At 66.9% G+C, this 26217-nt stretch carries 25 protein-coding genes and 1 pseudogene; 18 read left to right on the top strand and 8 right to left on the bottom strand.

Annotation, left to right across the window (positions count from 1 at the left end; genetic code table 11):
- The first annotated feature begins 23 nt into the window (after positions 1–23).
- The 5 genes from ACZK1G_RS12725 (at position 24) to ACZK1G_RS12705 (ending at position 5153) form a co-directional block, all read left to right on the top strand.
- The gene (locus ACZK1G_RS12725) at positions 24–1808 is read left to right on the top strand and encodes a DUF2341 domain-containing protein (RefSeq protein WP_101765574.1); all 1785 of its coding nucleotides are present in this window, start codon (positions 24–26) and stop codon (positions 1806–1808) included.
- A 10-nt stretch (positions 1809–1818) separates the two neighbouring features.
- On the top strand, positions 1819–2232 hold the full coding sequence (locus tag ACZK1G_RS12720) for an ExbD/TolR family protein (protein WP_005409874.1): 414 nt from the start codon (positions 1819–1821) through the stop codon (positions 2230–2232).
- Positions 2233–2271: 39 nt separating this feature from the next.
- Positions 2272–2937: a cell envelope integrity protein TolA gene (tolA, locus tag ACZK1G_RS12715; RefSeq protein ID WP_049444731.1), complete on the top strand. Its 666-nt coding sequence runs from the start codon at positions 2272–2274 to the stop codon at positions 2935–2937.
- A 42-nt stretch (positions 2938–2979) separates the two neighbouring features.
- Entirely contained in the window at positions 2980–4725 is a 1746-nt protein-coding gene (locus ACZK1G_RS12710) for a putative porin (protein ID WP_049444729.1), read from the top strand.
- Between the two features lie 98 nt (positions 4726–4823).
- Positions 4824–5153 (top strand): hypothetical protein, encoded by a 330-nt coding sequence (locus ACZK1G_RS12705; RefSeq protein ID WP_005409871.1) that lies wholly within the window; start codon positions 4824–4826, stop codon positions 5151–5153.
- 94 nt (positions 5154–5247) lie between these two features.
- On the opposite strand, the gene ACZK1G_RS12700 is transcribed toward ACZK1G_RS12705, so the two are convergent.
- The 4 genes from ACZK1G_RS12700 to ACZK1G_RS12685 form a co-directional block, all read right to left on the bottom strand.
- Positions 5248–5646, bottom strand: a complete 399-nt coding sequence (locus tag ACZK1G_RS12700) for an OsmC family protein (protein WP_049444727.1) — start codon at positions 5644–5646, stop codon at positions 5248–5250.
- A gap of 117 nt (positions 5647–5763) precedes the next feature.
- On the bottom strand, positions 5764–6405 hold the full coding sequence (locus ACZK1G_RS12695) for a hydrolase (protein ID WP_101765573.1): 642 nt from the start codon (positions 6403–6405) through the stop codon (positions 5764–5766).
- 54 nt (positions 6406–6459) lie between these two features.
- Positions 6460–7140: a hydrolase gene (locus ACZK1G_RS12690; protein ID WP_101765572.1), complete on the bottom strand. Its 681-nt coding sequence runs from the start codon at positions 7138–7140 to the stop codon at positions 6460–6462.
- 71 nt (positions 7141–7211) lie between these two features.
- Positions 7212–8078, bottom strand: a complete 867-nt coding sequence (locus tag ACZK1G_RS12685) for a pirin family protein (RefSeq protein ID WP_049444720.1) — start codon at positions 8076–8078, stop codon at positions 7212–7214.
- Between the two features lie 151 nt (positions 8079–8229).
- Here ACZK1G_RS12685 and ACZK1G_RS12680 point away from each other — a divergent pair, with 151 nt between their 5' ends.
- The 11 genes from ACZK1G_RS12680 (at position 8230) to ACZK1G_RS12630 (ending at position 20456) form a co-directional block, all read left to right on the top strand.
- A complete protein-coding gene (locus ACZK1G_RS12680) occupies positions 8230–9156 on the top strand; it encodes a LysR family transcriptional regulator (RefSeq protein WP_049444718.1) in 927 nt (308 codons plus the stop codon).
- A gap of 185 nt (positions 9157–9341) precedes the next feature.
- On the top strand, positions 9342–9845 hold the full coding sequence (locus tag ACZK1G_RS12675) for an RNA polymerase sigma factor (protein ID WP_119006356.1): 504 nt from the start codon (positions 9342–9344) through the stop codon (positions 9843–9845).
- 82 nt (positions 9846–9927) lie between these two features.
- Positions 9928–10884, top strand: a complete 957-nt coding sequence (locus ACZK1G_RS12670; protein ID WP_101765570.1) for a FecR family protein — start codon at positions 9928–9930, stop codon at positions 10882–10884.
- A 182-nt stretch (positions 10885–11066) separates the two neighbouring features.
- A complete protein-coding gene (locus tag ACZK1G_RS12665) occupies positions 11067–14189 on the top strand; it encodes a TonB-dependent receptor (RefSeq protein ID WP_197621910.1) in 3123 nt (1040 codons plus the stop codon).
- Between the two features lie 54 nt (positions 14190–14243).
- On the top strand, positions 14244–15008 hold the full coding sequence (locus ACZK1G_RS12660) for a Slam-dependent surface lipoprotein (protein WP_014037385.1): 765 nt from the start codon (positions 14244–14246) through the stop codon (positions 15006–15008).
- 90 nt (positions 15009–15098) lie between these two features.
- Complete coding sequence (locus tag ACZK1G_RS12655; RefSeq protein ID WP_049447333.1) at positions 15099–16553, top strand: porin family protein; 1455 nt, start codon at positions 15099–15101, stop codon at positions 16551–16553.
- 136 nt (positions 16554–16689) lie between these two features.
- Positions 16690–17094: a response regulator gene (locus ACZK1G_RS12650; protein ID WP_049447331.1), complete on the top strand. Its 405-nt coding sequence runs from the start codon at positions 16690–16692 to the stop codon at positions 17092–17094.
- A 9-nt stretch (positions 17095–17103) separates the two neighbouring features.
- A complete protein-coding gene (locus ACZK1G_RS12645; protein ID WP_049447344.1) occupies positions 17104–18687 on the top strand; it encodes a sensor histidine kinase in 1584 nt (527 codons plus the stop codon).
- A gap of 70 nt (positions 18688–18757) precedes the next feature.
- Positions 18758–19099, top strand: a complete 342-nt coding sequence (locus ACZK1G_RS12640; protein WP_049447329.1) for a type II toxin-antitoxin system prevent-host-death family antitoxin — start codon at positions 18758–18760, stop codon at positions 19097–19099.
- Positions 19100–19102: 3 nt separating this feature from the next.
- Positions 19103–19729, top strand: coding sequence for an ATPase (locus ACZK1G_RS12635; protein ID WP_049447326.1), 627 nt, complete (start codon positions 19103–19105; stop codon positions 19727–19729).
- Positions 19730–19838: 109 nt separating this feature from the next.
- Positions 19839–20456 carry a hypothetical protein gene (locus tag ACZK1G_RS12630; RefSeq protein ID WP_049447324.1) on the top strand — a complete coding sequence of 206 codons (618 nt, stop codon included), beginning with the start codon at positions 19839–19841 and terminating at the stop codon, positions 20454–20456.
- An 84-nt stretch (positions 20457–20540) separates the two neighbouring features.
- On the opposite strand, the gene proP is transcribed toward ACZK1G_RS12630, so the two are convergent.
- Both proP and ACZK1G_RS12620 read right to left on the bottom strand, forming a co-directional pair.
- Positions 20541–22028: a glycine betaine/L-proline transporter ProP gene (proP, locus tag ACZK1G_RS12625; RefSeq protein WP_049447321.1), complete on the bottom strand. Its 1488-nt coding sequence runs from the start codon at positions 22026–22028 to the stop codon at positions 20541–20543.
- 260 nt (positions 22029–22288) lie between these two features.
- The gene (locus ACZK1G_RS12620) at positions 22289–22417 is read right to left on the bottom strand and encodes a hypothetical protein (protein WP_256202341.1); all 129 of its coding nucleotides are present in this window, start codon (positions 22415–22417) and stop codon (positions 22289–22291) included.
- Between the two features lie 182 nt (positions 22418–22599).
- Here ACZK1G_RS12620 and ACZK1G_RS12615 point away from each other — a divergent pair, with 182 nt between their 5' ends.
- Together ACZK1G_RS12615 and ACZK1G_RS12610 are read left to right on the top strand one after the other, a co-directional pair.
- The gene (locus ACZK1G_RS12615) at positions 22600–23016 is read left to right on the top strand and encodes a host attachment family protein (protein ID WP_014037377.1); all 417 of its coding nucleotides are present in this window, start codon (positions 22600–22602) and stop codon (positions 23014–23016) included.
- A 5-nt stretch (positions 23017–23021) separates the two neighbouring features.
- Positions 23022–23177, top strand: a pseudogene (locus tag ACZK1G_RS12610) (thioredoxin domain-containing protein); the annotation flags it as partial.
- A 52-nt stretch (positions 23178–23229) separates the two neighbouring features.
- Here ACZK1G_RS12610 and ACZK1G_RS12605 read toward each other — a convergent pair.
- Positions 23230–23472 carry a hypothetical protein gene (locus ACZK1G_RS12605; protein ID WP_049447317.1) on the bottom strand — a complete coding sequence of 81 codons (243 nt, stop codon included), beginning with the start codon at positions 23470–23472 and terminating at the stop codon, positions 23230–23232.
- A 415-nt stretch (positions 23473–23887) separates the two neighbouring features.
- Entirely contained in the window at positions 23888–26209 is a 2322-nt protein-coding gene (locus tag ACZK1G_RS12600) for an autotransporter family protein (protein WP_101765568.1), read from the bottom strand.
- Positions 26210–26217 lie beyond the last annotated feature (8 nt).

The raw sequence follows: 26217 nt of genomic DNA, 5'->3' as shown, positions 1-26217 counted from the left end.
TGCGTTCTCCGGAGACCCTTCGCATGGACCGTTTGCTTTCCCGAGTGTTGCTGCTGCTGGCCGCGCTGGTTGCGTTGCCTGCTGCTGCGGCCGATGCCAATTGGTGGCAGGCCGAATGGAAGTACCGCAAGCCGATCACTGTCGACGCCGGCCCCCAGGGCGCGGGCCTGGCCGGTGACCCGGGCCGCACGCCGCTGCTGCTGCGCCTGCATACCGGCAACTTCGGGTTCGACGGTACCCAGGACGCGGGCAATGACCTGCGTTTCGTGTCGGGCGATGGCCGCACCGTGCTGGCCCATCAGATCGAACAGTTCGATCCCAAGCTGGGCCTGGCCCTGGTCTGGGTGGACGTGCCGGCAGTCAGCGCCGCCGCGCCGCAGACGATCTGGATGTACTACGGCAATGAGAAGGCACCGGCCAGCGGCAACGGCCAGCAGGTGTTCGATCCGGATTACACGCTGGTCTACCACTTTGCCGAGGCCAATGCGCCGGCGCGCGACACTACCGCTTACGGCAACAACGCCGGTGCCGTCGTGCCGCCGTCCGAGGGCGCGGTGATCGGTCGTGGCGTGCAGCTGGGTGCGGGCCCGCTGCCACTGCCCGCCAGCGCGTCGCTGGCGCAGGAAGCGGGTGCGCCGCTCACCGTTTCGGCCTGGATCAAGCCGGGCGGCAACACTGCCGCGCAGGCGATCTACGCCCGTCGTGATGGCACGTCCGAGCTGGTGCTGGGTATCGAAAACCGGGTTCCGTTCGTGCAGCTCAACGGCCAGCGCAGTACGCCTGCGCAGCCGATTCCGGAAGGGCAGTGGGCGCACGTCGCGCTGACGGCGGAGAAGGGCGCGTTGCAGTTGTACCTCAACGGCCGTGTGGTGGCCCGGCTGAGTGGCGAGCTGCCGGCGCTGAGCACGGCGCCGGTGGTCGGCGCCGATGCCCCGGGTGCGGCGCAGCCGCTGGCCAACTTCGAAGGTGCGCTGGATGAGCTGCGCGTCTCGCGGGTGGCACGCCCGGCGGCGCTGCTGCTGGCGGATGCCACCGCGCAGGGCGCCGATTCGCGCCTGATCAGCTACGGTGCCGACGAGCAGTCGGCTGGCCAGAGCCACTTCGCCTTCATCCTCAAGGCGATGCCGTTCGATGCCTGGGTGGTGGTCGCCATTCTCGGCCTGATGATGCTGCTGTCGTGGGCGATCATGATCGCCAAGAGCCGCCACTTCGGCCGCACCAGCAAGGCCAATGCGGTATTCACCGAGAGCTTCGGCAAGCTGTCCGGCGTGCCGCTGCGCACCCTGTCGGACATGGATCGCCAGGGCAAGGCACCGACCGCTATGCACGATGGGTCGTTGTGGCGCATCTACCAGGTGGCCATCGATGAAATGCAGCAGCGCCACCAGCGCGACGGCAACAGTGGCTACCTGAGTGGCGCCACCATCGCCGCGATCCGCGCCTCGATGGATGCGGTGATGGTGCGCGAGCAGGAAGCGATGGCGCGGCGCATGAACTGGCTGTCGACCACCATCGAAGGTGCGCCGTATGTGGGCCTGTTCGGCACCGTGATCGGCATCATGCTGGTGTTCGTGGTGGCGGCGATGGCCGGCGCGGTGGACATCAACTCGGTGGCGCCAGGCATGGCCGCGGCGCTGCTGTGTACGGCTGCCGGCCTCGGCGTCGCGATCCCGGCACTGTTCGGCTACAACTACCTGGGTGCGCGTGCCGAAGCGATCGGTGCGGACATGGCGGTGTTCATCGACGAGTTCGCCGCGCGCCTGGCCGAAGAGCAGGACGGGCGCGGCCCGGCCGCGGTCCAGGGCTGAGGGGCGCGCCATGGGCCAGAAGGCGAAGTTCGGCATCAAGAAGCGCGAGAAGGGTATCAACGTGACGCCCTTCGTCGACGTGCTGCTGGTGGTGCTGGTGATCTTCATCCTGACCAGCAACGCCTCCATTCCCGGCATCGAGGTCAACCTGCCGAAGGCCAGCAACAGTGTCGCGCTGGAGAAGCCGAAGACCAAGGCGATCACCATCGACCCCAGTGGCCAGGTGTTCCTGGATGCCTACCCGGTGACGATGGCCGAGCTGGAAGACCGGCTGCGTACCGAACGCGCGACCACGCCGGATTTCCCGGTCATCGTGCGCGGTGACGCGCAGGTGCAGTACGCCCGCGTGGTCGAGGTGCTGGACCTGCTGCGGCGCCTGGAGCTGGCGCAGGTGGGCCTGGTCACCGGCAAGGCGCAGGGCTGAGGCATGACGGCCCATCAACCCCCTCGACCGGAGCCCGGCATGCGCGGTCGCGCGTTGCTGGTGACCGTCGCGCTGGTGCTGGTCGCGTTGCTGGTGCTCGGCGTCGCACTGTGGTGGCTGCTGTTCAAGGACACCGCCAGCACCCGCCGGCCGGTGGTGCAGCCGCCGATGCTGGCGCTGCCACCCCCTCCGCCGCCGCCCCCGCCGCCCCCGGAAAAACCACCGGAGCCGGAGACGCCGCCGGAAGAGACGATGCCCGAACCGGAGCCGCTGGATCAGCCGACGCCGGCCGAAGAGCCGACGCCGACACCGGATAACAGCGATCCGGTGACGATGAATGCCGATGCGCAGGCCGGCGGAGACAACTTCGGCATCCAGTCCGGCAGTGGCGGCGGTTCATCCGGCGTCGGCCGTGGTGGTGCTGGCAACGCCACCTACGGTCGCTACCTGGGCTACCTGATGCAGCAGGCGATCTCGCGCGACGACAAGGTCAAGCGCCTGGCATTCCAGCTGCAGGTGAACGTATGGCTGGCCAGCGATGGCCGTCTGGAGAAGGTCGAGCTGGTACGCGGCAGTGGCAACGAGGAGGCCGACGCGGCCGTGCTCGATGCCCTGCGTCGCATCGGCAAGGTCGACCAGGCACCGCCGCCGTCGCTTGATTTCCCCGCCCGCGTCCTGATCCAGGGCCGCCGGCCCGGGGCCTGATTCCCGACCTCCGTGATTTCCCTTCTTTCGATGAGAACCGTGATGAACGACCACGTCCGCGCACGAACCGACTCCCGCCGCCCGCGGCCGGCCCGACGGGCGCTGCTGTGCTGCGCCGTGCTGCTCAGCCTGGCCGCCCCGGCCGGCGCGATGGCCGCCGAAACCACCATGGTCAAGCTGATCAAGGGCCTGATCGCCAGCGGCGCACTGAAACCCGAAGACGGGCAGGCGCTGCTGGTACAAGCCGAGGCCGAAGCAGCGGCCGCACAGCGCACTGCAGCCACGGGCAGCGCCGCCGCCAGCGGTGGCGTGGCCCTGGAGGCTGGTGACGTGCGCGTGCCGTACGTGCCGCAGAGCGTGCGCGACGGTATCCGTGACGAAGTGCGCCAGGACGTGATGGCGCAGGCCAAGTCCGAAGGCTGGGCGGCACCGAACGAAGTGGCCGAATGGACCAAGCGCATCAAGGTCACCGGTGACATGCGCGTGCGCAGCGAGTCGCGCTTCTTCTCCGAACGCAACAGCGACATCGTGAGCAACTGGTCGTCGATCAATTCCGGCAACGGTTTCGACACCAACACCAACACCAACCTGCAGCTGCCGCCGCTGCTGAACACCCGCCAGGACCGCCGCAACCTGTGGCGCATCCGCGCCCGCCTCGGCATCGAGGCGATGATCGGGCAGCACACCACGGCCGGCGTGCGCCTGGCCAGCGGCAGCAGCAATGGCCCGGTGTCGACCACCGAGCAGCTGGGTGGCGGCCTGAGCAAGAAGGACGTGTGGCTGGACCAGGCCTGGCTGGCCTACAGCCCGGCAGACTGGGTGACGGTGCGTGGCGGCCGCTTCGGCAATCCGTTCTGGACCAGCGACACGCTGTTCTCCAACGACCTCAACTTCGATGGCCTGGCCGCCAACCTCAATTATGACTTCGACGGTGGCGACCTCGACCTGTTCGGTAACCTCGCGGTGGTGCCGCTGGAATACACCTCCGACAGTTCGCCCAGCCAGAGCCGGGTCAAGACCCCGAACGAGAACAAGTGGCTGTCCGGTGCGCAGGTGGGCGTGAACTGGCGCTTCAACGACGACAACGCGCTGCGCGCTGCGCTGGGTTACTACGACTTCAAGAACATCAGCGGCCGCCTGTCCTCGCCGTGCGCACTGTATGCGGGTGCGGTGGGCTGCGACACCGACTGGTCGCGCCCGGCGTTCATGCAGAAGGGCAACACGCTGATGCTGATCCGCGACATCGCGCGCAATCCGCTGGACCCGGCCAACACGCCCACCCCACAGTATGTCGGCCTGGCCTCGGCGTTCCGCCTGGCCACGCTGAACCTGCGCTGGGATACGCAGCTGGCCCAGGGCGTCGGCCTGCGCCTGGATGGCGACTACATCCGCAACCTGGCCTACGACAAGCAGGCCATGTTCAATCGTGCCAACAACGGCATCGTCAACAACTACGGCGCCGGTGGCACCGCCAGCATCGATACCTTCCGCAGCGGCGACACCGCGTGGATGGTGCAGGCCACCTTCGGTGCCACCGAGCTGAAGGAGAAGGGCCAGTGGCAGGCGCTGCTGGGCTACAAGCACATCGAGGCCGACGCGCTGCCCGATGCCTACAACGACCCGAACTTCCACCTCGGCGGCACCAACGCCCGCGGCTACTACGTCGGCGGTGCCTATGCGCTGGATGCGCGCAGCTGGATCAGTGGCAAGTGGATGGCGGCCAAGGAAGTGTCCGGTGCACCGCTGTCGATCGACGTGTTCCAGCTGGAGTTCAATACCGGGTTCTGAGTGGCCGGCGTGATGCGGATCACGTAGTACGTGGCGGGGGCGCAGCGATGCGCCCGTCTAAGGAAAGGAGACCACGCGTTGTTCAAAAGGAGGAGTGGATGAGCCGTCGCAAGCTGTTCGAGAGTCCCGAACCGTCCAGCCAGATGCTGGGTGTTGGACCGGCCTATGTTTCAGTGGAGGGCCTGCGCCAGCACCTGGCCGAGTTCCTGCTGTATGCGGGCCGGCCGGTGGTGATCATGCGCGGGCGCAGCGAAGTGGGCTATTTCCTGCCGGCGCGCTGCTGGCGCCAGCGTGACGATGATCCGCTGGCGGCGGCTGCCGCCGACCAGCTGCTGGATGCGGCCGGGTTCCAGGCCGAGGACATCCAGCAGGTGGAGCAGGAATTCAACGCGATGCGCCAGCGCACCGTGCTGCATTCACGGCGCTGAGCCTTCGGTAGAGCCGGGCTCATGCCCGGCTTCCAGCCCAGGAGCTGAACATGGGCGTGGCTCTACAGTAGATCCACGCCACGCGTGGATGGGGTTACGCTGCTACCCCGCGCTCACTGGTGATGCGTGCACCTTCGCGCATCACCAGCGTCACCGGGGTCTTTTCCACCACCTCCAGCAACCGCTGCCACTGCGCATCGCTCAGCTCGGCGCTGGCATGCAGCACGCGGTGCACGTGGAAGCGTCCATCCTCATCACGTTCCGAGCGCAGCTCGGCATGGAACTCGCCCAGTTCCCAGCCCTTGCGCTGTGCATACATGCGCAGGGTGATGGCGGTGCAGGCCGCCAGCGAGGCCAGGTACAGATCGAACGGGGCGAAGCCCTTGCCCTGGCCGCCCAACGATGCCGGCTCGTCCGCATCCACATCAAAGCCGCCATTGCTGATGTGGTGCAGGTAGTTGTCGCCGGTTGAAACAATGCGTGCGTAGGCCATCAGGGTCTCCTGCAATCTGTAGAGTCGAGCCATGCTCGACCAACCCAACTGTAGAGTCGAGCCATGCTCGACTGCTTCAAAAGACGGCGCGGGCTACCTGCCTGCGCCGCCACGAATTCACTCGGTACGATCGTACGAGAACTGGATGCCCGCCGTACCCCCGGTTTCAATGAAGAGGTTCATGAACGCGGGGATCGTTTCCGAACGCGCCCAGTCGCGCTGCAGCTCGCAGAACAGCTGCGGCACGCTGATCAGCTGGCCACCGGCCTGTTCGATGCGGCGCAGTGCCGCGTCATGCGCCGCCAGCGAGGTACCGCCCACGGCGTCGACCACCACATACACCTCATAGCCTTCCTTCAACGCATCCAGGGCCGGGAAGGTCAGGCACGCCTCGGTCCACAGCGCGGTCATGATCAGCTTGCGGCGGCCGGTGGCTTCCACCGCCCTGCGGAACTCGACGTCCTCCCAGGAGTTGATGGTGGTGCGGTCGTAGGTGGGGTAGTCGCCCAGCACCTTGCGCAGCTGTGGAATCGGCGGCTTGTTCAGGCCGGTCTTGACGTTCACCGTCGAATGCACGATCGGCAGACCGTAAGCCACAGCGGCCCTGGCGGTGCCGACGATGTTGTTGACCAGCAGCTGGCGGTCCATCGAGGCGATGGAGTTCACCTGCACCGGCTGGTAGTCGATGATGATGAAGGTGGAATTCTGCGGCGTCAGCAGATGATCGCTGGCCGGGTCTCGGATCGGTTCACTGGACATGATGGGTCTCCGGTTGAAAGGAGTGCCGACAGCGGGCTGGCACCCGGGGGCAGCTCAGCTGCGCTGCGAATCCAGCTGCTCCTGGTTCTTCTGCACGTCCTGCGCCTTCAGGTAGCTTTCGATCAGCAACTGGTAGTTCGGGAAGATCTTCGTGTAGACCTCGGCCCACTGCTGGGCATCGTCGCGGTTCCAGGTGCGCTGGATCTCCGAGGCCACCGCAGCGGTGTCCATCGGTACCACGCCGGCCTGCACCACGCGGGCCAGGGTGATCTCTTCGGCCATCTTCGAATAGGTGCCCGAGGCATCGATCACCGCGAACACCTGGTAGCCATCGGCGACGGCGGCGATCGACGGGAAGGCCATGCACACGCTGGTGATGGTGCCGGCAATGATCAGCTGCCTGCGGCCGCTGGCCTTCACCGCAGCAACGAATTCCGGGTTGTCCCAGGCGTTGATCTCACCCTTGCGCGCCACGTACTGGGCATGCGGGGCTGCGTCGTGGATCTCCGGGATCAGCGGCCCGTTCGGGCCCTGCGGGACAGAGGCGGTGGTGATCACTGGCATCTTTGCCAGCGTGGCCATCCTGGCAAGCGCGGTGGCGTGGGCGCGCACGCTGGTGAACGGCAGGTCACCGATGGTCTGGAACAGGCCGCTCTGGTGGTCGATCAGCAGCATCGCGGTGTTGTCCGGATCGATCACCGGGCGGGTACCGTTGAAGTTGGCGGGGGTACTCATGGTCAGTCTCCTGGGGAAGTGGGCGATGGCCCGGTGGCTGCGGCGGGTCGAAGCCCGCCGCATTGAGGTGTTCAGTACGCGATCCGGCCGAAGCGGCCGCTGTTGAAGTCGTTGACCGCCTGCGCGATCTCGGCCTGGCTGTTCATCACGAAGGGGCCATAGCCCACCACCGGCTCGTCGATCGGCTCACCGCTGAGCAGCAGCACGGTGGCGTCGCTGTCGGCGTCGACGAACACGTCCTCGCCGCTGCGGTCGAAGGTGACCAGCTGCGCCTCGCCGACCGGCTGGCCGCCGTTGATCCGGACCGTGCCCTTCAGTACTACCAGCGCCAGCGTGCGGCCATCGGCCACCGGCAGTTCGGCGTGGTGGCCCTGCTGCAGGCGGATGTCCCAGACATCCATCGGCGTGTGGGTACGCGCCGGGCCGGCGTGGCCGTCGAAGCGGCCGGCGATGACCCGCACGCGTCCGGCGCCGTCGGCCAGATCCACCGAGGGAATGTCTGCATCGAGCAGGGTCTGGTAGCCCGGTGCACCCATCTTGTCCCGGGCCGGCAGATTGACCCACAGCTGCACCATGTCCAGCGTGCCACCGCGCCTGCTGAATTCCGGCGTATGGAACTCCTCGTGGAGGATCCCGGAGGCCGCGGTCATCCACTGCACGTCACCCGGGCCGATGGTGCCGCCGGCCCCGGTCGAATCGCGGTGGGCGACCTCGCCCTCATAGACGATGGTGACCGTCTCGAAACCGCGGTGCGGATGCTGGCCGACGCCACGCGGCGTATCGCTGGGCGCGAAGGTGTAGGGGCCGGCGTAGTCCAGCAGCAGGAACGGGCTCAGGTGCTGGCCGTGGGTGTTGTAGGAAAACATCGAGCGGGCGGGGAATCCGTCGCCCACCCAGTGCGGGCGGGGGGCGCTGTAGGTGCCGGTGACACGCTTCATGGCGATCTCCTGGCCGGGGCTGCCGGCCGCTGTTCTTCGTTGCGGGAGACGATATCGCCGCGACAATAGGGTCGGTAGACGCCAATATTTGCCGTCATAGTCCTATCTGGTGAACAATGGGTGCGCGCCTTGCGCCACAGGAGATCGCCCCGTGTTCATCGCTGATATCCGCCGTTGCGACCTCAACGACCTGTTCTATTTCGCCATGGTGGTCGAGCACGGTGGCTTCTCGCAGGCCGGCCGGGCGCTGGCCATGCCGAAGTCGAAACTGAGCCGGCGCATCGCGCTGCTGGAGGAACGCCTGGGCGTACGCCTGATCCAGCGTTCGACCCGGCGCTTCTCGGTCACCGAGGTCGGCCAGGACTACTACCGCCATTGCAAGGCGATGCTGGTCGAGGCTGAAGCAGCCGAAGAAGCCATCGCGATGTCACGCGCCGAGCCGCGCGGCACGATCCGCCTGGCGTGCCCGATCGCGATCCTGCACGCGCGCATCGGCCCGATGCTGGCCGACTTCCTGGCCCTGTACCCGCAGGTGACGGTGCAGCTGGACGCCACCAACCGCCGCGTGGACGTGGTGGGCGAGGGTGTGGACGTAGCGATAAGGGTGCGGCCGCCGCCACTGGAGGACAGCGACCTGGTGGTGCGCGTGCTGGCGCGCCGGGTGTGGTGCACCAGTGCCAGCCCGGCGCTGCTGCAGCGGCTGGGCACGCCGCAGGTGCCGGCCGACCTGGCGATGATGCCGACCGTCGACCTGGCCTCGCCCAGCCAGCAGCACGTCTGGGAGTACACCGGGCCGGGCGACGTGCAGGCCAGCGTGCATCACCGCCCGCGGCTGGTCAGCGATGACATGATCGCGCTGCGCGCAGCGGCGGTGGCCGGGGTCGGGCTGTTGATGCTGCCGCGGATGATGATCACCGACGAGCTGGACAGGGGAGCGCTGGTGCCGGTGCTGCCGGAGTGGGTGCCGAAGCACGGCATCGTGCACGCGGTGTTCCCGTCGCGGCGTGGGCTACTGCCGGCGGTTCGCGCATTGATCGATTACCTTGCCGAGCGTTTCGAGGCGTTGGATGAACCGTAGGCTCCGCATCCACGCATGGCGTGGATCTACTGGATCCGCAGCCGCCTGGTAGATCCACGCCATGCGTGGATGATCCTGGTGCCGCGTGACGGGACTTTGCTTGCCGCCTGCGGCCGCGCAGCCCACAATCCACGTCCGGACCGTCGCCATCACGCCCATCATTCCCCGGTCCGGCCTTGGCACCTATGTCTCCCAATGCCCTGGCGCTGGTCGAGCTGCTGATCCGCGAGCGCCGTGCGTTGTCTCGCTTCATCGCGCGCTACCTCGACCCGGCCAGTACCGAGGACACCCTGCAGAACCTGTACCTGAAGGCCAGCAGCGTGCCCGGTGATCCACCGATCCTGGAGCCGCGCGGCTATCTGTACCGGATGGCCTATCACCATGCGCTCAACCGCAGCCAGGCCGACGCCCGCGAGCGGCGCGCGATGGCCGAGTACGCCACCGACATGGCCGGGGCGGGCCACGACGGCGAGGCTCAGGCGCTGGACCAGGCGCAACTGCGCGAGATCACCCAGACCATCCTCGCGCTGCCGGCGCAGGTGCGCGAGTGCTTCGTGCTCAACCGCTACCTGGGCCTGAGCGAACGCGAGATTGCCGCGCGCCTGGGAATCTCCAAGAGCCTGGTCGGCAAGCATGTGCTGCGCGCGGCGCTGTTGATCCAGCAGCATCAACAGGGAACGCGCCGATGACCGGCGTTTGCCGTGGGCAGATCGCGCCCGCCGTTGTCACAACAGGAAAGCGCACCCGTTCGCGGTGCGGCAGGCCACAACCATGACCACGTCCGAACCCTCGCCGCGTCAGGCCAGGCAGGCGTTGCGCTGGGTGATCCGGTGCAGTGCAGGCCCGCTGCCGGAACGCCAGCAACGAACCCTGCAGCGCTGGCTGCAGGCCGATCCGCGCCACGCGCTGGCCTGGCGCCAGCAGCAGGCGTTCTGGCAGGGGCTGGATGCCGCCGGGCCCGACGTGCTGGCGGCGCTGCCCGGGTTGACGGCTGATCGCCAAGGGCTGCGTCCGATCACGCCGCGCCGCCGCCTGCCGTGGCTGCTGGCCAGTGCTGCCGCGGTGGTGCTGATGGTTGCCGCTGCGCCGCACGCGCTGCTGCTTGCTCGTAGTGACCTGCGCAGCAGCGATGCGCCGCGCCTGGTGCAGCTGGACGACGGCAGCACCGCCATACTCGATGCCGGCACCGCACTGGCGATCGAGTTCGATGGCCGGCAGCGCCACCTGCGCCTGCTGCGCGGCCAGGCCTGGTTCCAGGTAGCGCATGAGGCTCGCCCGTTCCAGGTCGAGGCGGCGGGCGGCGTGGTCTGTGACATCGGCACCGCCTTCAGCGTGTCGATGCTGGATACCACGGTCACCACCCAGGTCAGTGAGGGTGTAGTGGATGTGCGCCCGGGCGATGGCAGCGTGCAGCGCCTGCATGCCGGACAGGCACGCGTGTTCCGTGACGGGCGCTGGCTGCAGCCGGTGCAACTGGAAGATCCGGAGAGCATGGCGCCATGGCGGCGTGGCGAGGTGGTGATCGATGATCAGCCGGCCGCGCAGGCCATCGCCGATCTGGCGCGCTACCGTCGTGCGCCGGTCTGGGTACTGGGCGGGCAGGGTGCACGCGTACGGGTCAGTGGCCTGTTCCATCTGCAGCAACCGGAGACCGCCATCGATGCGGTGGCCGCGCAGGCGGGACTGCGCGTGCAGCGCCTGCCTGGCGGCGCGATGGTGCTGTGGTGAGGTGCAGCCGGTTGATGGCAGAAAGCGCCGCATGAAAAAAACATGAAAAAACCGTGGGCACTCGCCGTGCCCCGTTGTCTATAGAGGTATAGCCAGAGCGAAACACCGTTTTTCCTCAAGCCAGACACACCACCGGCACCGGATGTGCCGATGGTCCCGCCCCGCTTGAGGAGTTCCTGTCCATGCCGTCCACGGCATCCGCCTGTCATCGCCGCGCCACTGTCCTGGCCCTGGCCATCTCCACCGCATTGCTGCCGCTGGCCTGTGTGCCGGCCGTGCAGGCGCAGACGGCGATCGTCGCGCCACTGCGCCAGTACACCATTCCGGAACAGCCCCTCGCTGATGCTGTGCGTGCCTTTGGCCGCCAGGCCGATGTGCAGGTGGTGTTCCGCAGTGATCTGGTGGAAGGCCGTCGCTCCAGCGCGGTGAGTGGCGAGTACAGCCAGATGCAGGCCCTGCAGCAGCTGCTGCGCGGCAGCGGCGTGCGTGCGCAGCGCGGCATGGACGGCACCTGGAGCCTGCGTGCCGCAGCGGAGTCGGGTGAAGGGGAAGGGGTGCGGGTGACCGAAACACTGGACGTGGCCGGTCGCCTGCAGTCGGAAGGGGGCGAGGCCCGCGATCGGCGCGGCTACGATGATGTGTTCGCGCTGGACCTGACCACGGCGTATTCGGGGCGCGACCGGGTGGAGCGCTACCGCGGCTCCAACCCGGCCGACGTGGTCAAGGATCTGGTCGGCGTGTTCAGTGGCGATGCGCGCAACAGCGGCGCGCTGGACATCAACATCCGCGGCATCCAGGGGCCGGGGCGGGTGCCGGTCAGCATCGACGGTGGCGAGCAGGCGCTCACGGTCTGGCGCGGCTACAACGGCGTCAGCAACCGCAACTACATCGATCCCAACCTGATTGGTGGCATCCAGGTCATCAAGGGGCCAGGGCTGGTGCGCGATGTGCACAGCGGGATCGGTGGCGCGCTGGTGATCAAGACCATCGACGTCGATGACATCGTGGAAGCGGGTGAGCGCTTCGGCGGGGAGCTGAAGATTGAAGGCAGCAGCAATGCGGTGGCGCCGCGCCTGCCTCGCCTGCACACCGGCGAAGATTACCGCACGGTGCCGGGGTTCCCGCAGGGCTCGCCGAACTCGCCCTACGACGACCGCACCCTGGTGGTGCCGGTGAAGTCACGCAGTGGCAACAACCCCTTCGATGGCGAAGACCAGGCCTGGCGCCTGGCGCTGGGCGTGCGTGGCGACAACGTCGACCTGATGGCCGCCTATGCCTGGCGCAAGCGCGGCAACTACTTCTCCGGCAGCAAGGGCAGCGGCTACTACGACCAGGACCGGCGCGAGCAGTTCGAGTACCAGGGCATCGACTACATCACCACGCTGGCGCGCTACTTCAAGCCGGGCGATGAAGTGCCCAATACGTCCAGCGAACAGGAATCGTGGCTGGTCAAGGGCAGCTGGCAGATCAACGACGACCAGCAGTTGAAGGCCACCTGGCGGCGCACGCTGTCGCACTATGGCGAGATCATGCCGTCGCGCATCCTGTCTGCGCCGGACTATGGGCGCATCCAGTGGCCTCTCAGTCGGGTTGCGTCCGATGCGTGGAACCTGGAGTACCGCTTCCAGCCGGCCGGCAGCCGTTGGCTTGATCTGTACGCCAACCTGTGGCGCACCGAGACGGACAGCGATACCTACACCGCCGGTGGGTTTCCCAATTTCGCACCGGGTAATCCGGCGTGGAATCCCGGGGTCAGCCCGATCCTGCGCAACACCGCACTGGCCAATGCGCGTAATGACCGTACCGGGCTGACCCTGAGCAACCGCTTCGCGCTGCATTCCACGCTGGACCTGACCGTGGGCGGCAACTGGCAGTACGAGAAGCTGGGTTCTCGCGACCCGTACTTCGGCACCACCGATGGCTGGCGCATGTTTCCGCGTGCTGGCCGGCGCCAGGAGGGCGAAGGCTATCTCAACCTCGAATGGCGTCCGGTCGATTTCGTGACCCTCAACGCCGGCGTGCGCTACAGTCGTTACTGGGCGTTCGACGACTTCCTGCAGGCCCACCCGGAGCTGCTGACCAAGGGCGTGGGCAGCAAGGAGGCCACCTACCGGACCAATGAGCTGCCCGAGCGGCCGGCCAGCCTGCAGGCGGAGATCGATGCACTGGAGGCCGAACGCGAGTTCTGGGAGAGCATCGGCATGGGTTCGGTGATTGACGATGCACTGCATGGTCTGCTGGCGTACTACGAGACGCCGCAGGCGGTGGAACATCGGCTTCCGTGGTTGCCCGATGCCAACGGCAACTATGCCCGTGCGACCAACCCCTGTCTCAACGGCGAGGTGGCGGGCATACCCGGCGTGCTGCCGATCTACCCCGGCAGCGACCTGGTCTGCACTATCGGCAACACCATGCAGTCGCGGCCGGTGGACGGGCGCAATGACCGCCGCCGCGATCACGCGTGGTTGCCCACTTTCTCGGCCACGGTGAACCTGTCCAAGGCCGCGCGCGTCTACCTGCGCTACAGCGAAGCAGTGCGCTTCCCCAGCATGTTCGAAAGCACCATCGCTTTCTCCAGCAGCCTCAATCCGCTGTACACGCTCAAGCCTGAGCATGCCTACAACTACGAGCTGGGCTACATACACAACCTGTCGGGCCTGTTCGGCAACACCGCCGATGCCGACGTCAAGCTGGCCTATTACGTGCACAAGACCCGCAACGTAATCGAGCGCGACGCCTACTTCCTGTTCGACAACATCGACAAGCAGACCATCCGCGGCATCGAGCTGCAGGCACGCTTCGACAACCGGCGCTTCTTCACCGACCTGGGTATTTCGCGCACGCTGGAAAACGAGGTGTGCGACGAAAGCACGGCCGTGCTGCTGGATGCCAACCGTGGCCTGGTGCCGAACTGCGTGCAGGACGGTTTCGTCAGTGGCTACCTGCTGACCCAGGCGATTCCGAAGTTGTCGGTGAACCTGTCGCTCGGTACGCGCCTGTTCGATGAACGGTTGGAACTGGGCAGCCGCATCGTGCACTACCAGCGCCACGAAAACCCCGATCTACAGGCCTACCGCGACCGGTTGCTGGTCGGTGGCAGCAGCCTGCTGTGGCAGAACGTGCCGTTCACCTGGGGCAACATCACCACCGTCGATGCATACGCGCGCTGGCGCTTCAACGAGCACGCCAGCGTCGAGCTGGTGGGCAGCAACCTCGGCAACCGCTACTACGTCGACCCGGCCACGCGCTCCACGCTGCCGGCGCCGGGCCGCACCCTCAAGCTCGGCATCACCGCGCGCTTCTGACCTCCCGCTTTCAAGCGTTGTACCCGTAGTTCCCACAACCCAAGGAGCAATACCATGAAGATGATCTCCCGTTCGGTTCTCGCCGTTGCTGCCACCTTTGCCCTGGCCGGCGCCGCGCATGCCGCTGACATCGTCGGTGCTGCCAGCCCGGTGACCGACGCCGAGCTGTACGTCGCCGTCGGCGAATCGCAGGTCAACGGTGGCCCGCACCAGGCAGGCAAGGCCGGTATCGGCGTCGGCACCGTCTCCAACGCCAAGCCGGTCGATTTCCAGGGCCTGAGCCTGTATTCGGGCACCACCACCGTCAATGGCACCGCCGTGCGCACGCTGGCCATGCCGATCACCGGCGCACCGGGCAGCCATGCCGGCATGGGCCACTTCAACTTCGTCAAGGTTGGCAGTGGTGACGTGTGGTTCGGCGAGTGGTCCAAGGATGGCGCCGCCGGTGGCTTCAACAACCGCCAGGTCTACTTCGTCGGTGACCGTGCCGGTACCACGCTGCCGGCTGGCGTAGCCACCTACAGCGTCGCGGGCCTGAACAAGTTCAACGGCAGCAACCTGCTGTCCGGCACCTTCCGTGCGGACTTCGGCAGCGGCAAGCTGCTCGGCGGCCTGACCGGTGGCGGCCTGGCGATCAACGTCAACGCCAACATCAACAGCGCCAACGCCTCGTTCGCCGGTACCGCCACCGCCAACGGCAACGTTGCCGGTGCCACCCAGGGCCAGTTCTTCGGCGCCAACGCCGCCACCCTGGCCGGTATCGCCACGTTCGCCGGCAACAGCCAGTACGACACCGCCTTCGGCGGCAGCAAGAACTGATCGCCACGCCCCTGACGGGGCAGGGCAGGGACAAGCCGCGATCCGCCAGTCCCTGCTTCGGCCCGCTGCACGCACCACCACGGATCGACCATGCGCCATTCCATCTTCCTTGTCGTACTGCTGTTGGCTGCCGCTGATGTGCGCGCCCAGCAGGACGATCTTCGACGCGTACTTGAACAGGGCACGGAACTGCGCCACCAGCAGCAGGACCAGCAGCGCCTGCAGCAGGCCGAATCGGAGCGGCCGACCATCACCATCGACGGCCAGACCCTGCGCGTGGAGCGCACCGTCGACGATCTTGGCCAGGCGCTGTACCTGTCACTGCAGCATCAGCAATGGCAGGCCGCCGCTGCGTTCCTCGCGGAGTACATCGAACTGCCGGGGCATGACCCCCTGCTGCGCCACTATGCACAGGGGGCGCTGGCACGGGTGGCCGGCGACCATCGTCGCGCGGCGACGGAGTACGAAGCGCTGCTGGCGGCGCAGCCGGATTTCCTGCCGGCTCGCCTTGAGCTGGCGCGTGTCTATGCCGAGGACCAGCGCGATCGCGATGCGGTCGCGTTGTTCACCGCCATCGCTGCGGGCATCAATGCCGATGATCCGGCCACGGCCGGCGTCCGCGCACGCGTGGACGGCTACCTGGCTGCCCTGCAGGCGCGCCAGCGCTGGAAAGGCGCGCTGTCGGCCGGCCCGGCATGGAGTGACAACATCAACCGCAGCTCGGCCAGCCGCACCTGCCTGTTCGGCGTGGGCGACGCCTGCATCATCGAACGGAAACTGCCCGACGCCCAGCGCGCGGCGGGCCTCGACTACGACGCCAGCCTGGAACGGCGCTGGGTGCTCGGCGGGCATCATGGTCTGTACGTTCGCGGTCTCGCCTTCGGTCAGGCATGGCGCGGGCACAGTGCCTACAACGAGCTCAATGCCAACGTGCAGGCGGGTTACAGCTGGCGCAGCGCACGGCAGACCGTGATGCTGGCCCCCAGCTATGACTACCAGGGCCTGGGAAACCATGCGCTACAGGGCGGTAGTGGCGTGCACGGGGAATGGCAGTACGCCCTGGATGCACGCAGCCTGCTCAAGCTGGAGGCCGACTGGAAGCGCCAGCGGTATCGACAGCAGGGCCTGGCCAGCAACTACGACGGCGAGCTGGCATCGCTGTATGCCACCTGGTTCCGCGCGCTCAATCCGCGCTGGACGGTCTTCGCCGGGCTGGATGTCACCGACAGCAGCGCAGCCGACCCGGCCAACGGCTACCGCCAGCGCGGCCTGCGGGTGGGCGCGGCACGGCAGTGGAGTGGCACTACGGCCACCGTATTCGTGTCGCTGCGCCATCGCGACTACGACGCCTGGAGTCCGCTGCTCGAGGCGCGCAGGCAGGACGACGAACAGAACCTGATCGCCATCGTACGCAGCGAACGCCTGGCCGTGGCCGGGCTGGTGCCCAGCCTGAGCCTGCGCTACGCCCGCGTCGACAGCAACGTCGGCTGGCTGTACAGCCACGACCGCAGCCTGCTCAGCCTGAAATGGGAACGTGCGTTCTGAACGCGCCGCTGCAATGCCGGAGTGAATGCGCCGTGGCGGCGATCTTCATCGATCATCACGCGCCCTTGTAGCCCGCTTCGCGCATCCTGCAGGCGTTGCGGCAGAGGTGGGCCGCGTGTATCGAGGAGCGCCGGTCGTGCTGGAAGCGGGCAATAAACCAGAGGGCCTGAAAGGGCTGAGGGTGCTGGTGGCGGAGGACGAATTCGCCATCGCGATGTTCCTGGTGGACTACCTGGAGCTGAAGGGCGCGCAGGTGGTGGGGCCGGCCGGAGACCTGCAGGCGCTGGGGCGGCTGCTGGATGACAACCCCATTGATGTGGCCCTGCTGGACATCAACCTGGGTGGCGAACAGGTGTACCCGCTGGCCGATCGCCTGGCCGAGGCGGGCACCCCGTTCATGCTGACCTCCGGCTACGACGACAATCTGCCCAGCCGCTTCGCCAGCGCCCCCCGCTGCACCAAGCCCTATCACATCGAGGCCCTGGTCCAGCAGCTGGCGGGGCTGGTGGCGACGCCGCAGGCCCCTGCGGGCATCGCCTGATTGCGCGGCATGTCGCGCCGCATCGAAGGGCTCCATGCTGCCGAGCGCCCGGGCAGGCCGCTCTCGCGGCAGGCGCACACGCGGCATGACGGCATGGCCGCCCGTATTGCCCGCCACGACTGGTCATCCACGTCATTGGGTGCGATCGAACGATGGCAGCCACATCTGCGCGCCACCGTTGACCTCATGCTGGCGCATGGCTTCCCGATGATCGTGCTGTGGGGCGAGCAGCTGGTGCAGCTCTACAACGATGGTTATGCCGAGATCCTGGCCGACAAGCATCCTGGCGGGCTGGGCCAGCCGACCCGCGAGTGCTGGCCCGAGGTCTGGCACATCAACGGCCCGATCTACCGGCGTGTGTGGCAGGGCGAGACCATCACCTATGAGGACAAGCTCTATCCGCTGGCGCGGCGGGGGCGGTTGGAGGATGTCTGGTTCACCATCACCTACAGCCCCATCCGTGGAGAGGAAGGATGCATCAACGGCGTGCTGGTGACCATGTTCGAAACGACATCCGCGCATGTCGCACAGGCGGCTCGCGAGCGCGAAGAGCAGAAGCGCCGTGAGAGCGACCGCCGGTTGGCGCTGGCCTTCAAGGTGCTGCCGGTGGGTGTCTGCATTGTCGACGCAGACGGCAAGCTGCAACTGTCCAACGACCAGATGCGCGCCTACCTGCCCAGTGGCAAGGTCCCCTCGACCGATGCAGAGAACCAGCATCGCTGGCGCGGCTGGCATGCGGACGGTTCGACCATCGGCCCTGAGGACTTCGCCATCGCCCGGGCGTTGCGGGGCGAGACGGTGGTTCCCGGCCTCGAGTTCCAGTTCACCCATGATGACGGTCGAGCACGATGGACACGGGTCGCGGCCGCACCGCTGCGCGATGCCGAGGGCGAGGTGAGTGGCGTGTTCGCGATCGCCGTGGACATCGACGACCTCAAGCGCGCCACCGAGCGCCAGTCGGTGCTGCTGGCCGAGCTGCAGCATCGGGTCCGCAACATCATGTCCACCATCCATGCCATTGCCTGGCGCACCCGCGTATCGGTCGGCAGCGTGGACGAGTATGCCGAGCGCCTGTGTGCGCGGTTGATGTCACTGGCGCGCACGCAGAGCCTGCTGACCCGCGGCGCCAATGTAGGAGTCTGCCTGCGCGGCATGCTCGACGAGGAGATTGCGGCACAGACGCCGGCGGCGACCGCCTATCACCTGCAGGGTGAGGATGTGCTGTTGCCACCGAAGGCGGCCGAAGTGCTGTCGTTGGCCATCCATGAGCTGGCCACCAACGCGCTCCGGCATGGCGCGCTCACCCACGAGGATGGTCGGATCGACGTCTGCTGGCACCTGCAGGTGCAGGACGGGCAGCCGTGGCTGGGCCTGCACTGGTGCGAGCGCCATGCCGAGGTGGAGGGCTGGGAGATGCCGCGCCAGCGTGGCCTGGGCCGGGTCCTGATCGAGCAGCGGGTGCCCTATGAGCTGGCCGGCAGTGGCGAGCTGCGCTTTGCCCCGCAGGGGCTGGACGCCTGGATCCGCTTCCCGCTGCGCGAGCGCGACAGCCTGCTGCAGACCGACGCCCCGGACACCGGCCCCCTGGGGTGAAAGGGGATTTATCCCCAATTTGGCCAATTTGGGTATAGTGGTGCTCATCCACCCTGCCTGGAGCCGTGCCATGACCCTGCCGCTGGATCTGCCTGGCCTCGAAAAGGCCCCGGCCTCGTCGGTGAAGACCCGGGGCTGGCCGAGCCTGATGCGCACCGTGCGCGAGAAGCAGGCACTGGTCATCACCAACCACAATCACCCGGAAGCGGTGATCGTGGACATCCGCACCTACCAGGAACTGCTGGCCAAGGCCGCCGGCAGTGATGCCGGTGAGCGCAACGAGGAACTGCAGCGCCTGCGCAGCGAGTTCGACCAGACCCTGGCCGGGCTGCAGCGTGGGGAAGGGCTGGGCAAGGTGCTGGGCCAGCCGATCCGGCGCGGCCGCAAGGTCACCCTCGGCCGTCCGCTCTGATCGATGGGACGCATCCTGGCGTTGGCCGGTGTCAATGGCGCCGGCAAGAGTTCGCTGCTGGGCACCTGGCTGGACGCCGAAGGGCTGAGCTGGTTCAACCCGGACTCGTTCACCCGCCGCCTGGTCGACGCCGGCTGGCCGCTGCCGGAGGCCAACGCCGAGGCGTGGCAGGAAGGCACCCGTCGCCTGCGCCAGGCCATGGCCGATGGCACCGACTTCGCCTTCGAGACCACACTCGGTGGCAACACCATCCCGCGCCTGCTGCGTGAGGCCTGCGAACGGCATCAGGTGGCGATCTGGTTCTGTGGGCTGGCCGATGTCGAGCTGCACGTCGCCCGTGTTGCCGCACGCGTGGCGGCCGGTGGCCACGATATCCCGGTGGAGAAGATCCACGCGCGTTTCGATTCCGCGCGCGCGAACCTGCTGGAGCTGCTGCCGCACCTGGCCGAGCTGCATGTCTACGACAACAGCGCGCCGGCCGACGCGCAGGGCGGCGTGGTGCCGCTGCCGGTATTGGCCATGGCTGCAGGCGAACTGCAGTACCCGATTGCGGTAGCCGACCTGCTGCACACGCCGGGCTGGGCCAAGCCCATCGTGATGCGCGCGATGGAATTGAACACACCCCAGTAGATCCACGCCATGCGTGGATGCCTTCCGCACATCGCGCGACACTGCGCCGTGCACGACTGGGCGCCACCGGAGCTGCGGTTAGACTGGCCGCACGCTCAAGGAGGACGACATGCACGGACCTGCGATGTTCCGCTTCACTTCGATCTGCCTGCCGCTTGCTGCGCTGGCGCTGTCCAGTTTGACGGCGGTGGCTGCGCCGGCCGCGTCCAAGCGGGTGGTGGCGCCACCCAGCCTTGTACAGGCCTACCGGGCCGCCGAAGCCAGTCTGCGGCGTATTCCCGGTGACGATATCGAATCGGACTTCCGCCCGGTGTGGACGGGTGTTGCCGATCTCGATGGTGATGGTCGCTCCGAAGTTGTGTACTTCTACACGTCGACCTACACCGGTGGCAGCTTCGCGCAAAGCAATGTGGTGGCGGTGATGACGGCGCTGACGGCGAACGATCCACGCGGCCAGGAGAACCCGAAGAGCCTGTCGCGGGTGGATGCCGAGGATTTCGCGGCCATCCGGGAATCAGGTTATGGCGATGATGCCGGCATCCAGATTCCGGGCGCGGTGCAGTCGATCCGAATCGATGGCAACCGGATCATCGTTGCTTTCACCGTTACCGCGGGCGCAACGGTCTGCGAAATTCCCCATGATTTCCGCCACGTCTGTCCGCCGGACGGAAACTACACCTGGACGCTGCGTTGGACGCCGGGGACGCTGGCCCGCATCAGGAAGTAGCGCCAGGCAGCGCCGGGCGTATCTACCCGGCGCCACCTGGCCAGCAGATCCACGTCATGCGTGGATCGCGTTCTGTGCCCAGCCTCAGGCCGGCTTCACCTGCTCGGGCTCCGCAACGTCCGGCAGCGGCGGCAGGGTCGGGTCCACCGTCACCGGTACATCGCTCTTCAACAGCGCGGCCGCTTCCTTGTCGCTGCCGACGGCCGGCGGTGAACCGCGCAGCGGCAGGCCGGCGGTCTCCTTCACGAACAGCATGGTCACCAGGCCGATCACCGCTGCGCCCATCAGGTAATACGCCGGCACCAGCGGGTCGCCGGTACGCTCCACCAGCCACGCGGTCACCAGCGGCGTGGTGCCGCCGAACAGCGACACCGACACATTGAAGGCGATCGACAGCGCGCTGTAGCGCACCGGGGTGTAGAACAGCGCCGGCAGCGTGGACGGCATCGAGCTGGTGAAGCACACCAGCGCCAGCCCCAGCAGCATCAGGCCGAGGAAGATCAGCCAGTCGTTGCCGCTGCCGATCAGCAGCAGGCACGGCACCGCCAGCACCAGCAGCGCGATGCAGGCACCGATGATCATCGGGCGGCGGCCCAGCCTGTCACTGAACAATCCACCCACGATGTTCAACGGCATCATCACCAGCATCACGATGATGATCAGCAGCAGGCCCTTGCTCTCGGCATAGTTCATTGTGACGCTGAGGTAGCTGGGCATGTAGGTCAGCAGCATGTAGTCGGTCACGTTGAACACCAGCACCAGGCCCATGCACACCAGCAGCTGGCGGCCATGCACCTGGAACAGCGCGCCCAGCCCGGGCCGGTCGTGCTCGCGCTTCTCGGCTTCCTCGGCGAAGGCGCGGAACGCCGGGGTTTCCTCCAGCTTCATGCGCATGTACAGGCCGAGCAGACCCAGCGGGCCGGCCACCAGGAACGGAATGCGCCAGCCCCAGTCCAGCATCTGCTCGCTGCTCAACAGCATGTGCAGTGCGGTGACGGTACCGGCGCCGGCGATATAGCCGCCCAGCGTGCCGAACTCCAGCCAGCTGCCCATCAGGCCGCGGTTGCGGTCGGTGGAGTACTCGGCGATGAAGGTGGCCGCGCCGCCGTACTCGCCACCGGTGGAGAAGCCCTGCACCACGCGCGCCAGCAGCAACAGCACCGGCGCCCAGATGCCGATGCGTTCGTAGGCGGGAATCAGGCCGATCGAGAAGGTGCCCAGCGCCATCAGGATCATGGTGAACGCCAGCACTTTCTGGCGGCCGTAGCGATCACCCAGCGGGCCGAACACCAGGCCGCCCAGGGGGCGCACCAGGAACGCCACGGTGAAGGTCGCGAAGGCCGCGATCACCTGTGCGGTGGGATTGCTGGACGGGAAGAACACCTGGCCGATGGTGACGGCCAGATAGCCGTAGACACCGAAGTCGAACCACTCCATGGCATTGCCGAGTGCGGCGGCGCCGACGGCGCGCTTGAGCATGGGCTTGTCGACGACGGTGATCTCATCGACCTTCAGGTGGCGGCGGCGTTTGAACCAGCCGAAATGGGCATGGGAATCGGGCGTGTCCTGCATGGGGCTCCCTTGTAGGTATGGAATAGGGGAATGGGCGGTGCGGTGTGTCCCGGAAATCGGAAACGGCGATGCAGGCGCAGGTGGCGCAGGGGCATCGGAAGGCGGCGTGGGGGCCGGGGAAGGTGTGCAGGCGCAACGCCACGCGCACGGCGAAGCACCGCCGCAAGGGCGGAAACGCGGCAACGGGATCACAGCGGCCGCGCAGTCAGCGGCCGAGGGTCACAGCAGCGTAGGGAATGCAGGCAGCGGGCCTGCGGGCGTCATCCGCCGGGATCCAGCGCGAGGCGATGGAAATGCAGGGCGGGAGCATTCGTGGCAAGCGAAGCGCCGGTCGGCAGTGCTTCCCACGTAACAGGTGCGCCCGTCACGTAGTGGGTCGTGTCGATCATCCGTTCATCATAACGGCATCGGCGTGAGCATGCAGCGAAGCAGACGGAACTGCACGCTGTGTTCCATCGCGCCTGTTCATGCGCGCACGCAACGCAATGACATGCGTTGAACGAACTCTGGTCGCGCCGCTCACGCAACGCTGTCTACGGTGGGGGTGAACGCAATCGAGAAGGAGCATTGCATGACCCGTCGCATTCCCGAAGGTACGCTGATCATCGTCGCCGACGGTGGTTCGGCCCGCGTGTTCACCAACGTCGGCAGCGAACATCAGCTGGCCCTGAAGCAGGAAGGCGAACTGCGCCTGCAGGACATCAGCGAACAGGGTGTATCCGGGCAGGGGCCGGCCGGTGCGGTGCCCAAGGACATGTCCATCTCCCAGCTCAACGAAGCGACGTTCGCCAAGCAGGTGGCCGAGCAGCTCAACGAAGATGCACTGAACAACCGCTATGCGCACCTGGTGCTGGTGGCCGACCCGACCACGCTGGGGCGCATCCGGCCGCTGCTGCACAAGGAAGTCCAGGCGCGCCTGCTCGGTGATATTGCCAAGGACCTGACCAACGCACCGTTGGCGGATATCCAGAAGGCGTTGGCGGCGTAGCGCGCATGCCTTTCATGCGTGATCACCTGTCGGCGGAGCCGGCCCGCGCGGATGTGGAAGCACAGGCGCGCGGGCAACTGCTGGAGTTCGGAGCGCCCTGGTGTGGACATTGCCAAGCGGCGCAACCTGCGCTGCAGGCATTCGTGGATGCCAACGATCTGGGGACGGTCGCGCGTGGCCTGTAGATCCGAGCGGGGCTTGGCGACATCGTACCTAGTGGTAGGTCACTTTCTCCGCCTCCTCGCGCAGCGCCCGCAGCAGGCATCGCCCATGCTGGCTCAGCATGACCATCGCATTGGCGATCTGCCTCGGGTTGTATCCCATCGGCGCGGGAGGCTTCGGCTCGGGGCCGTACTGTTCGCCGATGAGGATGGCCATGCCTTCGGCACTGTTGAGGGCATGTTCGATGCGCTGGAACAGCGACTCCATGGCCGGGCTGAGCGGACGTTGGGTCATGCGGGAACTCCTTGGGAAGCGAGGGCCACCGCAAGGGTGGCGGGCGATGCGAGGTTGGAACCCGGAGAGACTGAAGAAGAACTCCGATGGCCAGACGGCCACACGCAGCGCCCGCCATAGTCATGGCAGGCAGATCTTCAGTTTCATCCGGGGGTTCCAATCCCGGCAGCGGCATGTCCGCTGCGGCGCCATCCTGTACGCATCACGACGTGGAACGCTCATTGATGCTTTCTGCCAAACGGGCAGAATCGAAAGGTCATGTCACTCACTGCTGTAGACCCCGGCAAATATGTGTTGGGCGCGACAATCCCTGTCGCGCCCTTCACGCCGTGGCCGGGGACCCCAGTCCGACGGCCACACCTCCCGCCTTGATATCAACCCGCAATCGAAGCGATCACGGGCTGAAGGCGACCGATTACCAGCTGTAACTGACACCCACCTGTGCGGTGGTCTGGTGATAGCCGCTGGCGCGCTGCAGCGACAGCCCGCCCCAGGCGCCGATGCCGTTGGCGAACTTCACCGACGCACCGCCGCTGAACTCGCCACGGCTGCGCGGCACGCGTGCATCGGCGATCTCGTCATCCATGCGGATCCGCGATTCGGCACGGGTATGCAGCCAGTTGGCGGCCAGGTACGGCTGCACCTCGGTGGACCCGTTGCCCCAGCGGGTCACGCCGGACAGGCGCAGGCCCGCACGGCCGAACAGGCCGTTGGCATTCTCGGCACCCACCACCGTGCCGTTGGCCTCGGTTTGGCGGTTGCTGTCCCAGCGGCTGTAGCCCACCTGCAGCTGCGGTTCCAGATAGATGCCGCCGTTGCTGGCGCCACCCACACGGAATGCGTAGCCGGTTTCCACCGCACCCTGCCAAGCGCGGCTGTCGTAGCGCTCGGCAGCCAGGCCGATACCCTCTACGCGGTTACGGAACTGCGCACGCTGCAGCGAGCCGTCCACGTAGAAGCCCGCATACGGGTCGGCACCGTTGCCGCCGCGCCAAGTGCCATAGAGGCCCAGCGCCTCGCCCTTCACCTTGCCGCGGGCGTAGTAGCCCGTCAGTTCATTGGTGGAGGTGCTGGTGGCGTTGCCGGTCGACAACATCACACCCGCACTGCTGCCCGATTCGTGACGCCACAGATCGGCACCGACGGTCAGCGCCTGGCTTTTGCCTCGGATATCCAGCTGCTTGCTGACCGCATCGAAGCCATTGCGCGAGCCGTCCACGCGGGCCCAGGCACGGCCGGAGTTCTGGCCGGCGTTGCGGTCGTGGTAGCCCAGGCGGAACATGCTCTGCGCGGCCTGCAGGTTGGCCAGGTAGGCGCCGGGCTCGGGGCGCAGCACCGGCTCGCCCGGATCCACGGGATCGACCGGTTGGCATTGCGGCAGGCTGGGATCGACCACGCATGGGTCCGGCACGGTCGGCAGCTGCGAACGCAGGTACCAGTTGCCGTCGGCACCGGTGCCCTTGTGCAGGAAGTACTCATACTGGCCACCGACGGCACGGCCGGCCAGGTTGAACTGGCCATTGGACGCGCCGCCGACCTGGATCAGCTGGATGCCCTGGTTGGTCTGCGCACCGGCACCGCCCACGTTGTTGACGCGCACGTTGGCGGTACCGCTGGTGTCGCCACCGATGATCAGCTTGTCGGTGGCTGCATCATCGCCGGCCAGCACGGTGTTGAAGGCGAGGGTGCCGCCATTGCCAGTGAAGTTGCCGGCCACGTTGAGGGTGTGGAAGGCCGAACCGTCGCCGAGGGAGACGGTGCCGTTGCCGAGGTTGAGGGCGCCGACCGTGGAGTTTCCGGTCATGTTCCAGGTGGCGGAATCCAGCGTGGCGCTGGTGACGTTGGTCATCGCGCCGTTCAGTACGGCGCCGTTGGAGAAATTGGCGTGCAACTGCGACGTTGCATCGGCACGAAGCGTGCCCTGCAGTTGCGATGCGTCCACGTTCAGATTCAGGGTGCCCCCGTAAACGGCTTCTGCAATCACGCCATTGCCGCCGCTGACGGTGCTGCCGTTGAGAACGTTGACGGTGGTTGGGGCAATGATCCCTGCGCCGCTGACCACAATGCCTGAGCCGTTGCGGCCGATGACGCGCGACTTGTCGACGGTGAGAACGTTGTCAGTGATCGTACTGGTGGGCGTTCCCCCGATGTCCTTCACAAAGATGCCGTTCTCATCTCCGGCAATTGCGGAGCCATTGGTGATGCTGACGTTTGAATTGGAGAAGACTGCCAGACCGGACGAGATTTCGGGTGGAAGAAGCCCGGCTCCGATGCCGGTTCCATCAATCGTTGTGTTGCTCAGCGTCAGCATGCCACCCTGAACATAGCTTCCGATTCCCTGGCCGCTGATGCTCGAGTCAGTAACCGATGCGTTGCCGGCAGCACCACCAGAGCTGCCATTGGTTACCGCCAATCCCGCAGCGCGATTGTTCTGTATCCGGGTGCCGGTGATCGTCGCGCTGGAGGAGGCGATCTGGACGGCAGCAAACGGATTGGTGGCGGTGGCTGTTGCCCCCGTCATGGTGAGCGTGGATCCGTCGCTGATGCCTACGGATGTGGCGGCGCTGCCGGTGCTGAAGGTCAGCGTGGCGCCCTGTGCAGACCAGCTCTCAATAGGGTCGCCAGCATTGACGATGGCCGACTGGCCAGGACCGAGAGTTCCGGCCTGGGCGGTGGAGGCGAGGGCGACGCCGGCGGCGATGGCCAGCGGAAGGGAACGACGAACTGCGATCTTCATGACGGGAC

This window comes from Stenotrophomonas sp. 109824_Sma (assembly GCF_056480025.1).
The sequence above is the reverse complement of the archived record's forward strand: the minus strand, read 5'-3'. Positions and strand labels throughout refer to the sequence as shown.

Bases quoted from the DNA above. Each gene is read 5' to 3' on its own strand.
- ACZK1G_RS12725 (WP_101765574.1), top strand. From the start codon at position 24: ATGGACCGTTTGCTTTCCCGAGTGTTGCTGCTGCTGGCCGCGCTGGTT.
- ACZK1G_RS12720 (WP_005409874.1), top strand. From the start codon at position 1,819: ATGGGCCAGAAGGCGAAGTTCGGCATCAAGAAGCGCGAGAAGGGTATC.
- tolA (WP_049444731.1), top strand. From the start codon at position 2,272: ATGCGCGGTCGCGCGTTGCTGGTGACCGTCGCGCTGGTGCTGGTCGCG.
- ACZK1G_RS12710 (WP_049444729.1), top strand. From the start codon at position 2,980: ATGAACGACCACGTCCGCGCACGAACCGACTCCCGCCGCCCGCGGCCG.
- ACZK1G_RS12705 (WP_005409871.1), top strand. From the start codon at position 4,824: ATGAGCCGTCGCAAGCTGTTCGAGAGTCCCGAACCGTCCAGCCAGATG.
- ACZK1G_RS12700 (WP_049444727.1), bottom strand. From the start codon at position 5,646: ATGGCCTACGCACGCATTGTTTCAACCGGCGACAACTACCTGCACCAC.
- ACZK1G_RS12695 (WP_101765573.1), bottom strand. From the start codon at position 6,405: ATGTCCAGTGAACCGATCCGAGACCCGGCCAGCGATCATCTGCTGACG.
- ACZK1G_RS12690 (WP_101765572.1), bottom strand. From the start codon at position 7,140: ATGAGTACCCCCGCCAACTTCAACGGTACCCGCCCGGTGATCGATCCG.
- ACZK1G_RS12685 (WP_049444720.1), bottom strand. From the start codon at position 8,078: ATGAAGCGTGTCACCGGCACCTACAGCGCCCCCCGCCCGCACTGGGTG.
- ACZK1G_RS12675 (WP_119006356.1), top strand. From the start codon at position 9,342: ATGTCTCCCAATGCCCTGGCGCTGGTCGAGCTGCTGATCCGCGAGCGC.
- ACZK1G_RS12670 (WP_101765570.1), top strand. From the start codon at position 9,928: ATGACCACGTCCGAACCCTCGCCGCGTCAGGCCAGGCAGGCGTTGCGC.
- ACZK1G_RS12665 (WP_197621910.1), top strand. From the start codon at position 11,067: ATGCCGTCCACGGCATCCGCCTGTCATCGCCGCGCCACTGTCCTGGCC.
- ACZK1G_RS12660 (WP_014037385.1), top strand. From the start codon at position 14,244: ATGAAGATGATCTCCCGTTCGGTTCTCGCCGTTGCTGCCACCTTTGCC.
- ACZK1G_RS12655 (WP_049447333.1), top strand. From the start codon at position 15,099: ATGCGCCATTCCATCTTCCTTGTCGTACTGCTGTTGGCTGCCGCTGAT.
- ACZK1G_RS12645 (WP_049447344.1), top strand. From the start codon at position 17,104: ATGTCGCGCCGCATCGAAGGGCTCCATGCTGCCGAGCGCCCGGGCAGG.
- ACZK1G_RS12640 (WP_049447329.1), top strand. From the start codon at position 18,758: ATGACCCTGCCGCTGGATCTGCCTGGCCTCGAAAAGGCCCCGGCCTCG.
- ACZK1G_RS12635 (WP_049447326.1), top strand. From the start codon at position 19,103: ATGGGACGCATCCTGGCGTTGGCCGGTGTCAATGGCGCCGGCAAGAGT.
- ACZK1G_RS12630 (WP_049447324.1), top strand. From the start codon at position 19,839: ATGCACGGACCTGCGATGTTCCGCTTCACTTCGATCTGCCTGCCGCTT.
- proP (WP_049447321.1), bottom strand. From the start codon at position 22,028: ATGCAGGACACGCCCGATTCCCATGCCCATTTCGGCTGGTTCAAACGC.
- ACZK1G_RS12620 (WP_256202341.1), bottom strand. From the start codon at position 22,417: ATGATCGACACGACCCACTACGTGACGGGCGCACCTGTTACGTGGGAA.
- ACZK1G_RS12615 (WP_014037377.1), top strand. From the start codon at position 22,600: ATGACCCGTCGCATTCCCGAAGGTACGCTGATCATCGTCGCCGACGGT.
- ACZK1G_RS12605 (WP_049447317.1), bottom strand. From the start codon at position 23,472: ATGACCCAACGTCCGCTCAGCCCGGCCATGGAGTCGCTGTTCCAGCGC.
- ACZK1G_RS12600 (WP_101765568.1), bottom strand. From the start codon at position 26,209: ATGAAGATCGCAGTTCGTCGTTCCCTTCCGCTGGCCATCGCCGCCGGC.